This is a genomic window from Rhodococcus sp. F64268 (genome assembly GCF_023015605.1).
In the GTDB taxonomy this organism is placed as follows: Bacteria; Actinomycetota; Actinomycetes; order Mycobacteriales; family Mycobacteriaceae; genus Rhodococcus.
In genome coordinates, this window is the sequence record NZ_JALKAI010000002.1 from 488,751 (window position 1) to 498,617 (window position 9,867).

13 protein-coding genes are annotated in these 9,867 nt (G+C 66.0%); 7 read left to right on the forward strand and 6 right to left on the reverse strand.

The window, feature by feature from the left end; all coding sequences use genetic code 11:
* Nucleotides 1–41: 41 nt before the first annotated feature.
* Both MWU77_RS06650 and MWU77_RS06655 read left to right on the forward strand, forming a co-directional pair.
* On the forward strand, nucleotides 42–494 hold the full coding sequence (locus MWU77_RS06650; protein WP_247273230.1) for a MarR family transcriptional regulator: 453 nt from the start codon (nucleotides 42–44) through the stop codon (nucleotides 492–494).
* Nucleotides 491–1,954 carry an MFS transporter gene (locus MWU77_RS06655; protein ID WP_247273231.1) on the forward strand — a complete coding sequence of 488 codons (1,464 nt, stop codon included), beginning with the start codon at nucleotides 491–493 and terminating at the stop codon, nucleotides 1,952–1,954. The genes MWU77_RS06650 and MWU77_RS06655 overlap by 4 nt, the downstream gene beginning before the upstream one ends.
* Here the strand turns inward: MWU77_RS06655 and MWU77_RS06660 are convergent, their stop codons facing one another.
* Entirely contained in the window at nucleotides 1,955–2,860 is a 906-nt protein-coding gene (locus MWU77_RS06660; protein ID WP_247273232.1) for a type IV toxin-antitoxin system AbiEi family antitoxin domain-containing protein, read from the reverse strand.
* A 172-nt stretch (nucleotides 2,861–3,032) separates the two neighbouring features.
* Here MWU77_RS06660 and MWU77_RS06665 point away from each other — a divergent pair, with 172 nt between their 5' ends.
* Nucleotides 3,033–3,311: a PASTA domain-containing protein gene (locus MWU77_RS06665; RefSeq protein WP_247273233.1), complete on the forward strand. Its 279-nt coding sequence runs from the start codon at nucleotides 3,033–3,035 to the stop codon at nucleotides 3,309–3,311.
* A gap of 86 nt (nucleotides 3,312–3,397) precedes the next feature.
* Here MWU77_RS06665 and MWU77_RS06670 read toward each other — a convergent pair whose 3' ends face one another.
* Complete coding sequence (locus tag MWU77_RS06670) at nucleotides 3,398–4,315, reverse strand: TIGR03564 family F420-dependent LLM class oxidoreductase (protein WP_247273234.1); 918 nt, start codon at nucleotides 4,313–4,315, stop codon at nucleotides 3,398–3,400.
* Between the two features lie 94 nt (nucleotides 4,316–4,409).
* On the opposite strand from MWU77_RS06670, the gene MWU77_RS06675 reads away from it, so the two are divergent.
* From MWU77_RS06675 to MWU77_RS06690, 4 genes are all read left to right on the forward strand, one after another.
* Complete coding sequence (locus MWU77_RS06675) at nucleotides 4,410–5,243, forward strand: TauD/TfdA family dioxygenase (protein ID WP_247273235.1); 834 nt, start codon at nucleotides 4,410–4,412, stop codon at nucleotides 5,241–5,243.
* Nucleotides 5,240–5,797: a nuclear transport factor 2 family protein gene (locus MWU77_RS06680; RefSeq protein WP_247273236.1), complete on the forward strand. Its 558-nt coding sequence runs from the start codon at nucleotides 5,240–5,242 to the stop codon at nucleotides 5,795–5,797. Before MWU77_RS06675 ends, MWU77_RS06680 begins: the two co-directional genes overlap by 4 nt.
* 94 nt (nucleotides 5,798–5,891) lie before the next feature.
* Complete coding sequence (locus tag MWU77_RS06685; RefSeq protein WP_169687119.1) at nucleotides 5,892–6,572, forward strand: PaaI family thioesterase; 681 nt, start codon at nucleotides 5,892–5,894, stop codon at nucleotides 6,570–6,572.
* Nucleotides 6,573–6,658: 86 nt separating this feature from the next.
* Entirely contained in the window at nucleotides 6,659–7,006 is a 348-nt protein-coding gene (locus MWU77_RS06690; protein WP_247273237.1) for a hypothetical protein, read from the forward strand.
* A 169-nt stretch (nucleotides 7,007–7,175) separates the two neighbouring features.
* Here MWU77_RS06690 and MWU77_RS06695 read toward each other — a convergent pair whose 3' ends face one another.
* The 4 genes from MWU77_RS06695 to MWU77_RS06705 all read right to left on the reverse strand — a co-directional run bounded on the left by MWU77_RS06695 (nucleotide 7,176) and on the right by MWU77_RS06705 (nucleotide 9,685).
* The gene (locus tag MWU77_RS06695) at nucleotides 7,176–8,372 is read right to left on the reverse strand and encodes a MalY/PatB family protein (RefSeq protein WP_247273238.1); all 1,197 of its coding nucleotides are present in this window, start codon (nucleotides 8,370–8,372) and stop codon (nucleotides 7,176–7,178) included.
* A gap of 78 nt (nucleotides 8,373–8,450) precedes the next feature.
* Nucleotides 8,451–8,585 (reverse strand): hypothetical protein, encoded by a 135-nt coding sequence (locus MWU77_RS24650; protein ID WP_277351980.1) that lies wholly within the window; start codon nucleotides 8,583–8,585, stop codon nucleotides 8,451–8,453.
* Between the two features lie 112 nt (nucleotides 8,586–8,697).
* Nucleotides 8,698–9,348: a hypothetical protein gene (locus MWU77_RS06700; RefSeq protein WP_169687122.1), complete on the reverse strand. Its 651-nt coding sequence runs from the start codon at nucleotides 9,346–9,348 to the stop codon at nucleotides 8,698–8,700.
* A gap of 175 nt (nucleotides 9,349–9,523) precedes the next feature.
* Nucleotides 9,524–9,685: a hypothetical protein gene (locus MWU77_RS06705; RefSeq protein ID WP_169687123.1), complete on the reverse strand. Its 162-nt coding sequence runs from the start codon at nucleotides 9,683–9,685 to the stop codon at nucleotides 9,524–9,526.
* Between the last annotated feature and the right edge of the window lie 182 nt (nucleotides 9,686–9,867).

The window sequence follows — 9,867 nt, forward strand, 5'->3', positions numbered from 1 at the left end:
CCTCGTTTGACGAGGCATCCCCACAATTACATAATTCGCTTATGCAAAAACGAGCCTCGGATGTCGCCCGTCCCCTGGAGACCGGTGACGATCTGGTGCTCGCCGTCGAACAACTGGTTCGATTCGTACGTTCCCGCTCCACGGCCGGAGACCTGAGCGGTTCAGCATCGTCCGCGCTCAGCCGGCTGGTGCGGGAGGGTCCACAGTCGATCACCGCACTCGCCCGCGCCGAACACGCATCCCAACCCAACATGACGCAACTCGTCACCCGGCTGGAGAAGTCGAGGCTGGTGCGTCGCGTCCCCGACAGCAGCGACGGGCGCAGGGTCCTCGTCGAGAGCACCGACCTGGGTCGCGACGTGATCGGACAACGACGAGGCCAGCGGTCCGAAGCTCTGCAGCAACTCCTCGATCAGATGTCCGAGGCGGAGCGTGACGCGGTGATGGTCGCCCTTCCCGCACTGGCGCAAGCGATCCGGAACTCGAACCGATGAACGTCGTCACCATACGTCCGTCGCTGCTGCCCATCCTCATCTACACGGCACTGACCAGCGCCGTCGTCAGTTCCCTCGGCATGCTTCTGGTGCCGACGCTCTCGCACGAACTGGACGTCTCGGTCAGCACCGCCCAGTGGATGCTCACCGTGAACCTCCTCGTCGGCGCAGTAGCCACACCGATCATGGGCCGCCTCAGCGACGGCCCCCACAAGAAGCGCCTGCTGCTGACATCGTTGGCGATCATCATGGTCGGATCGATCCTGGCGGCGTGCGCTCCCAACTTCACCGTCTTTCTCATCGGCCGTGCGCTGCAGGGTCTTTCGTACGGCATCGTCCCCGTGACGATCGCCCTCGCTCGGCGCTATCTGCCGGAGGTGCAGGTGCGGCCCGGGATCTCGAGCCTGTCGGTGACGGTGTCGACCGGGCTCGGCGTCGGCTACCCGCTCACCGGAATGCTCGCCAGCGGTTTCGGATTCCGCGTCGCGTTCGCGTTCGCCGTGGTCTTCCTGATGACAGCGATCATCGTGGTCTGGCGCGTCGTCCCCAGCGGTCCCGACGACCGCGCCCCACGAAACCGGTTCGACGTTCTCGGTGCCGCGCTGTTGGGTCTCGGTCTGACCGCGCTGCTGGTCGCCGTGAGCGAAGGGGGAAATTGGGGTTGGGGCTCCGTTGCCACCCTGGGGTTCTTCCTCGCTGCGGCAGCTGTACTGGCCGTCTGGGTGCGCGTCGAACTGCGGGTCTCCAATCCTCTGATCAATCTGCGCGTCATCCGCCACAAGGACGTCCTGCTCGCGAACTGCACCGCGATCGGCCTGGGCGCTGCGATGTACATGGGTCTGTCCGTCGCCAGCATCATCGCGCAGGCACCCGAGACCACCGCGTACGGCATTGCGCTGCCACTGTTCTGGGCGGGCTTCGTGATGCTCCCCCTCTCGGTGGGCAGCTTCACCGCGAACCGCGTCGTGCGGAGGTTGTCGGGCCGGATCAACCTACCGACCCTGCTCCCGATCGGCGCCGCCATGACGGCCATCGGAGCGATCCTCCTCTGGCAGGTCCACGACCAGCTCTGGGAGATCCTGGTCGGAATGATGCTCTTCGGTGTGGGCATGGGAACGACGTACGCGTCGATGCCGGGCCTGATCGCCAGGTCGGTCGCCGACACCGAACTCGGCAGCGCGGTCAGCTTCAACCAGGTCCTGCGGACCGTCGGCGGTGCGTTCGGTAGCGCACTGTCGGGTTCGGTACTGGCCTCGCACCTCGCCGCGGATCTCAATCCCACCGACACCGGCATCACCCTGGCCCTCGGCCTCTCCGCAGGTGCCAGCACGGTGGTGTTCACGGCACTGGCCGTCAACCACCTGAGAGCACGACGACGGTCCTTCCCGCGCGCCGACCAGCCACCGGCAACGACAATCGCCGATGTGCGAAGCAGGACCGCGCGCGCGAAGGAGGACTGATCACTGGTCACCCCTCGCCCGCCCCACTGCCCGCTCGAAGCGGGCACGCACGACGTCGAACCGGGACAGTTCCGCCCACGTCCAGCGGATCACTTGGAAACCCAGATCACGTAGCGCGTCCTCCCGAAGCTTCTCCCGACGAAAAACGTCGGGGGCGTCGTCTCTGTACTTACCCATGCCGTCGAACTCGCCGATGATCCGATGCTCTTTCCAGTAGAAGTCGGTGCGGGCAACGAATTCCCCCTCCGGGGTGCGCACAACCTCCTGCAACGACGGGGCGGGCAGCCCGATCTGTTCCATCCGCAGCCGGCTCAGCGACTCACCGGGGCTTTCGCTACGTCCGTCGAGAAACGCGATGACCCGTCGCGCCGCGGCGATACCTTGCCGTCGGCCGCGGCACTCGAGGGTCTCCGCCAGCGCCGACCGCAGCGACGGGTCTCTCGCCAACGCCGAATCCCCGGCAATCACGACCTCGTCGACCGGTGCGGTGCAGGCGAGGTCCGCGACCGTCCGCGCGAGCGACGTACACGGCACTCCCTCGACCTGGACGACATCGTCGCAGAGTTGCACCACGTGCAGGTGACGCCCGATGCTGCGACGACCACCGGATGTCCCGTCACGGCTCACGTGGACACGGCTCAGGTCGGGGCGCCACAGAGGCAATCCGTGCAGAACTGCGGCAGACACGTGGCTGATCGCGGACCCATCGGGCAGTCCTTCCCCCGTGGTTCGCGCTCGGATTCGATGTCGTTCGATCGCGTCGAGGCCGTCGGCGGTCCGGCCGTCGAGGTAGATTCCGGGAGCGAGTCGCTCCAGTTCGCCGGTCCGGAGCCCACGCCGGATCTCGGAATCGCTCAGACCTGCGCTGAGAGCGTCGCCGCGCCGGAAGGGTATCAGTGAGGTCATGGCGCCGAGAATGTCATCGCGGCACTCCCGACACGTCCCGGATTCGACGGAAGCGACAGATCTGTGGATGGCTCCGGCAGCTGTGGATAACCCCCGCGACACAATTCGCTTCTCACCGCAACAATCGAGGATGCGACCGCAGCCAAGGCACATCAGGCCATACACTGCACTCATGAGCCTGAGGCGGGGCAGACCGACGAGCGAGGTGCCGGACGTCGTGGGTTTCGACGCCGACGACGCCTGCGCGATGGTGCTCGGGTCCGGATTCGTACCGGTGGGCCCGGACAACAGCCCGGCTCCGAGCACGGGTGTGATCGTCGCGCAGCAACCGCCCGGGTCCACCAGCGCCGAGCCGGGCGCCGAAGTGATCCTGTGGAATCAGGACGCGGGAAGCCGATCACATTCCCCGCTGCCCGGTCGCGACGAGTCCGCGACACTCGATCCGGCGTAACCGCTGAGGAGAACTCCCGCGACGCAATTCGCTTCCCACAACGCTCGCTGCGGGTGTGGGAAACGAATTTCCGCGCGGGAAGGGGACTATCGGGTGGTCAGTGAGCTCAAGAAGTTTCGGGTGCGCTGGACCGAGCCGCGCACGTCGTCGCCGACGGGGAAGATCGCGGCCCAGACGTCGGTGGCGCCGGCGTCGAGCAGGCCCTGAAGTTGAGCTTGGACGGAGGCTTCGTTGCCGACGATCGCGACGTCAGCGGGAGTGCTCGCTCCCCCGACCTCGAGGACACGCTGGTAGTTCGGCATACCGGCGTACATGGTGGCGGTCGCAGCGACCGCGGCGCGCGCTTCGTCGGCGTCGTCGTGCACCGCGACCGGCAGCCCCGCGACGATGCGCGGCGACGGGCGGCCCGCGTTCTCCGCTGCGGCGCGGATCGCAGGTGAGATGACGGATCCGACGACCTTCGCCGACGCCATCCACAGCACCGTGCCGTCGGCGTATTCCCCCGCGACACGCAGCATCCGAGGCGACATCGCCGAGAGCAGCACGGGGATCTCATGCGCGACCCTCGTCATGCGGCCCTCGCTGCGCGTACTCCATTCGCCGCCTTGATAGTCGATGTCTTCGCCGCGGAGAAGCGCGGTGACGATGCGGACGTATTCCTCGGTGTTGCGCCCGGGCCGGTCGTACGACATGCCGTACACGTCGCGCACGAGTGATTCGTGCGACGGACCGAGGCCCAGGGTGAAGCCGGGGCGTCCCATAGCTTCTGCCACTGCCGCAACGCGGTTCGCCTGCAGCAGCGGGTGGACGGGGTAGGTCTGGAGCACAGCGGTACCGAGTTCGATTGTGGACGTCTCGCGACCGGCGATGGCGAGCGCCGTGAGGGGGTCGCCTGCGACCGTGCTGGCGTACCAGAGCGACGAGAAGCCGTCGGCCTCCGCTTTCTGTGCTTGTTTCACGATCTTGTCGGTGGTCGATGCGCCACCTGTCAACCCGATCCGCACCACGAGCCTCCTTGGAGAACCTTACTAATACACAACGAGAATAGTACTCTCATAAAGAGACTATCTACTTCTTGCCCGACCTGGAGGCCGCCCCTTGTTTGCCGACGCCACCCCCATCTCCGAAGAAATCGGCGCAGAAATCACCGGCGTCGCAGGCCACACCCTCACCGACCCGAAAGCCGCCGCGCGCTGCCAGGAACTGGTCGACGAGTACGGCGTCGTGGTGTTCCGCGAAGCGAAGATCACCGACGGCGACCTCGTCGAACTGAGCCGCATGCTCGGTGAGGTCGTCGTCCCGCCGATGGGCGGCCAGGAAGACCACCCCGAGGTGTCCGCGATCAGCCTCGACCCCGCGAAGACGGTCCTGGCGTCGTACAACACCGGCACCTTCTACTGGCACATCGACGGCGCCACCGACGAGGTCCCCCAGAAGGGCACGCTGCTGACTGCGCTGCAGGTGTCCGACGAGGGCGGCGACACCGAGTTCGCGAACACCTACGCGTCGTACGAGGCCCTCTCCGACCGGGACAAGGCCGAGTTCGAGACGCTCCGCGTGGTGCACAGCTTCGCCGCCGCCCAGCGTCTGGCCAACCCCGAGCCGACGGAGAAGCAGGAGGCGGCGTGGGCGCGGGTGCCCGAGCGCGAGCATCCGCTGGTGTGGACGCGACGAAGCGGCCGCAAATCGTTGCTGATCGGCGCGACCGCCTCGCACGTCGTGGGCTGGCCCGAGGAGCAGAGTAAAGCCCTGATCAGCCGCCTGCTCGCGTGGTCGACGCAGCCGCGGTTCTCGCTGCGTCATCACTGGCAGCCCGGCGACCTCGTGCTGTGGGACAACACGGGCATGCTGCACCGCGCTGTGCCGTATTCGGCGACGTCACCGCGCCTTCTGCACCGCACCACCCTCGTGGGCGAGGAGGCCGTGGCATGACCGATCTCGCCGACCTCGAGCGCAACGTGCAGTACCTGATGGATCGGGCCGCAATTCTCGACTGCATCGCGAACCACGCGCGCGGGTGTGACCGACACGACACAGAGCTTCTCGGCGGCACGTATCACGACGACGGTGTCGACGAGCACGGCGCGACCGTCAACAGCGGACCGGACTATGCGCAGTGGGCCAATTCCGTCCATGCCGCGACGGCGGACGCTCACACCCACAACATCACCACCCACACGTGCGAGATCGACGGCGATACCGCACACTGCGAGAGCTACGTCATCGTCGGCGTTCTCGGAAAAGGCTCGTCCACAGTGCAATTGATGAGCGGTCGATACATCGACCGGCTCGTCAAGCGCGACGGCACGTGGCGGATCACGGTGCGGAGGTCGACGGTGGAGTGGAGCGCCTCGGCCGATGCGTCGCTTCTGCAGTCGCCGTACTTCACGAAACAGGCCTTCCTCAGAGGCACCCGCGACACGTCCGATCTGTCCTATCAGCGCCCCCTCGAGGCGGACTCCGATGCCCCCGCTCGCTGGCGATAACAGTCCCGATCAGCGGCTACTCCTTTTGACAAGGGCACATGTGCCCTGTTCGGATGGGAGAGTTGATTTTGCGCGAAATTGGAGATACCCCACGATGATGGACTCGCTCGACACCTTCCGACTGTACGTCAACGATGGGTTGTCGGACGAAGAAATCGCAGCTCAGGCCGCACGCTACCAGCCGCTGGCCCAGGATCTGCGCGATCTGATTGTGCTGTCCATCCAGTCTCGTGGGGGCGACGACGAGATCCTCGAGGCTCGCAAGCACCTCTCGGAGGCCCGGTCGATCCTGGAACGGAATCGGGAATCCGGGCCGTACGGCACCCGCTTCAACGACTCCGGCAGCTTCCGGACCTGGGGGAATGCCGCGATCGGGTTGCGCAACCCGATCGCGCCGCCGCTCGAGTTCCAGTTCGAGGACGACGGTCGTGTGTGGGCCGACTTCCATCTCCACGCCGGCTACGAGGGCCCTGCCGGTTTCGCGCACGGCGGAGTCTCCGCCTTGGTGCTCGATCAGCTCCTCGGCGACACTGCCCGGCATGCGGGCGCTCCGGGAATGACGGGCACGCTGACCGTGAAGTATCGGCGGCCGACCCCACTCGGTGATCTGCACTGCGAGGCGCAGCTCGATCGGATCGAGGGTGCGAAAGCGTTCGCGAAGGGCTTCATCTCCGGCCCCGACGGGGTGTGCGTGGAAGCCGAGGGTGTCTTCATCGCCCCGAAGTGGATGCTCGAGCAGCGCGAGCGCACCGGACTCCAGGGCTCCACGCAGTAACCCGGAACACTCGCGCTGCTACGGCGGGTGCGGGGGCCGCTGCGTAGAGTGGTGCGGGTACGCAGCGCGAAGGACGGTGACCGCCCGTGGAGAATGTCGAGTTCTATTCTCTCGTCGCGATGTGTTCGCTCTTCGCGGCGTCGACGTGGTGTCTCGCCCGCCCACACCTGCTGTCCAGCCTCGCCGCAGCCGTCGCTTCCTGCTTGTGGGTGCTCCTCAACGGTCCCATCGAGGGTCGTGTCCTGTATGTGGTGACGCCGAATCATGGTCTCACCGAATCGGATCTGCTGTCGGCCGTGGGACTGTGCATCGCCGCGTGGGGCTGCTGGTACAGCATCCGAAACCGGCGGCGTCGGAGGCGGCGTCAGCCGAACAACGCCACCCACCGGCACCCCGACGACACCCGCGCCGCGCCCGTCCGCGTCGGTGATTAGACCATAAGATCGCCTATGTCTCGGAGTCACATCACCATCCGGTCTCGATCCTGGACGAATCACTCACGCTCACTTAGACTTGCCAACGGCCACTTCGCGTGGCCGTATCTCCCTGAAGTCCTCCCCGACACAGGAGATGCAGCGCAGAGCCCCGCTGGCTCCTCCCCCCTCAATTCGCCGGCGGGGCTTTCCTGCGCTCGCCCGTCGACAATCCGGCGACCACACCGTCGAGGATTCTCCCGACAATCGCGTCCGACGTTGCGAAGTTGATCCGCACGTGGTTTCGGGATTCCCGCCCGAACCGCGTACCTCCGTCGACGAGAACCCCGCTCTTGCCGATGCGGTCGACGGGGTCGTCGATTCCCAGTGGACCGGCATCGATCCACGACAGGTAGGTCGCTTCGGGGACGTGGTGCCGGGCGGCGGGAACTTCGGTGCGGAGCACGTCGTGCACGCGTCGGCGATTGCGTTCGAGCACGCGCAGCAGGTCGGACTGCCAGGCATCGCCATCCTGCCAGGCGGCCAGTGTTGCCACCACTCCCGGCACGGACACCGCCCCGTACAGATCGAACGGTTCACCGTCGCGCCGGGACAGCAGCCCTGCCGATCCGTAGTGCACCACAGCGCATCGCAGTCCGGCGAGATTGAACGCCTTGCTCGCCGACGTGATCGTCACCGTGCGCGCGGCGGCGGCACTGCTGATGGACGCGAACGGGATGTGGCGGTGCGGTTCGTAGATCAGCTCGGCGTGGATCTCGTCGCTGACAACGAGAATGTCGAATCGTTCGGCGAGGTCCGCGATGCGCTCGAGCTCGTCGCGGGTGTGCACGCGTCCGGTCGGATTGTGCGGGTTCACCAGTACGAGGACGCGGGGACGATATCGCGAGACCGCCTGCTCGAAGGTCTCGAAGTCGAGTTCCCATCCGTCACCGGTATCGAAGAACGGAAAGTCGATCTGCTGCAAACCCATTCGCCTGATCGTGGCGAGGAACGGCGGGTAGTTCGGAGTCTGGATCGCGACGGCGTCGCCGCGAGTGGTGGCGAGATGCAGGATGATCTGCAGCGCCTGGATGAGGTCGGTCTGCTCGCGTACCGCATCCGGATCGGGTTCCCACCCGTATCGCGCGGTCATGCGCCGAGCGAATTCGGCGCGGAGCGGTGTGCCGCGGAACCAGTCCGGGTATCCGAGGTCGCTACTTTCGATCCGTTCGAGTAGCGCACGCCGAATCTCCGGCGCTACAGGGAAATCCATATCTGCGACCCAGGAAGGAATCAATCCTTCCGCTGTCGCTTGCGCCCATTTCGCCCCTGCGCGGGACGACAGCACATCGATCTCGAGATCGTCGAAACCGGGGACACCGGCCATCGATCCTCCGAACACTTCTGCTACGGACAGCCGCGCGCTGCAGGCAACGCGCGGCTGCCTTCGCAGCGCGCGGTGACGTCAGTTGCGTCGGTCTACTGCCATATCGTCGCTCTGAACGTCTTCGTCCATCCGCGCGAGGTGGGCTTTGATCCACTCGGTGCTCCCCGGTGCGGCGGAGCTGTCGAACGTCGAATCGGTAGTGCAGGTGCTCAAGTCAATCCTCGTCGCACTCGACGCCGGTATGCCCGGCGGACGCAGGTCACAACCACCCCGTGTGAGTGACCGCCGTCACTATAGCTCTGGAATCGGGCTCTGCCAAACCGGCTCACGGCTGCGAAGACTGCGGGGCGAGCAGATCGCGAATGAAGTCCAGGAACCACTGGATCGGATCGATGGGCAGTTCGTCGAGCGGCGGTTCCGGCGTCGTCACCGGCTCATCAGAGACAGGCCCGGCTTGCGCCGGAGCCGCCTCGGGAGCAGGAGCCGGCGCGGACTCGGCGGGTGCACCTTCGCCACCGCCGACGGTCACCGTGATGGGCTCCTTCGCGAACGGGCGCCCCGACGCGTCGAAGATGTTGTCGTAGGTGGCACCGGCGGCGTCCTGGCAACCCCAGTAGACCTCGTAGGTGCCCGGCGTCAGCGCGCGAGCGCCGGTCTGCGCGGGTGCGCCGTCCTTGACATAGGTGGCCGAGGACGTCTGGGTGTTCTTCACCGAGAACTTGGTGCCCGCGGGCTGGTTGTCGATGCGGCCCGACGGGGTCGCGGTGTCGACGGTGCCCGGCTCGAGGACGTAGGTGACGCAGGTGGCGCCGAGTTCCACCGAGCCTTCTGGCAGATCGAAGTCGACGGTGATCGAGGTGTCGTCCGCGGAAGCGGACACGTTGGGGCCGGCAGCGGATGCGACACCCGGGACGGCGAATGCCAGCGCAGCGGCACCGGCGGCAGTGAGGGCAGCTTTCTTCGCGACAGAATTCATAAATTTCCTCCCCGAAATTTTCTGGTGCGCCCGCGTCGTGAGCGGCACGCGAAACCGACCTCTGTCAGGCACAGCTTCATCTGCACGTTATCGCAGGTAACGATCCGTGTCGCGACGAAGAGGGACACGCGTCGGGAAGAACCGAAATGTCCCCTTTTTCGAGGAATCGGGAAGGTCAGTTCAGCAGCGGCGGCCGCGCATGATCGCGTTGGTCTCGCTGCAATTCGACGAGCTCTTCTTCTCGCTCGGCCACCCTCAGGAACACCCCCGCAGCGAACGCGACAGCGGCCGACACTGCCAGCCACGCCACCAGTCCCACCGCGATCCACCACCACATGAGCTCAGTGTGCGCGAAATCGAGGGGCGTGCCAAACGCCCTTACCGGACGTAACGACAACACTCCTGTCACGAAACGGACACACCTCGTCGCTCACCTGGACTTTCTTTCGCGGCAACACAGCTCGCGCGAAATACAACATGTTTGCAACACCACACAGCGGTGTCCCACGCCCGACACGC

What these genes read in the sequence shown, in the direction of transcription:
- MWU77_RS06705 (WP_169687123.1), bottom strand. Translation starts at nt 9,685, where the DNA reads ATGTGGTGGTGGATCGCGGTGGGACTGGTGGCGTGGCTGGCAGTGTCG.
- MWU77_RS06700 (WP_169687122.1), bottom strand. Translation starts at nt 9,348, where the DNA reads ATGAATTCTGTCGCGAAGAAAGCTGCCCTCACTGCCGCCGGTGCCGCT.
- MWU77_RS06660 (WP_247273232.1), bottom strand. Translation starts at nt 2,860, where the DNA reads ATGACCTCACTGATACCCTTCCGGCGCGGCGACGCTCTCAGCGCAGGT.
- MWU77_RS06685 (WP_169687119.1), top strand. Translation starts at nt 5,892, where the DNA reads ATGATGGACTCGCTCGACACCTTCCGACTGTACGTCAACGATGGGTTG.
- MWU77_RS06695 (WP_247273238.1), bottom strand. Translation starts at nt 8,372, where the DNA reads ATGGCCGGTGTCCCCGGTTTCGACGATCTCGAGATCGATGTGCTGTCG.
- MWU77_RS06650 (WP_247273230.1), top strand. Translation starts at nt 42, where the DNA reads ATGCAAAAACGAGCCTCGGATGTCGCCCGTCCCCTGGAGACCGGTGAC.
- MWU77_RS06665 (WP_247273233.1), top strand. Translation starts at nt 3,033, where the DNA reads ATGAGCCTGAGGCGGGGCAGACCGACGAGCGAGGTGCCGGACGTCGTG.
- MWU77_RS06655 (WP_247273231.1), top strand. Translation starts at nt 491, where the DNA reads ATGAACGTCGTCACCATACGTCCGTCGCTGCTGCCCATCCTCATCTAC.
- MWU77_RS06680 (WP_247273236.1), top strand. Translation starts at nt 5,240, where the DNA reads ATGACCGATCTCGCCGACCTCGAGCGCAACGTGCAGTACCTGATGGAT.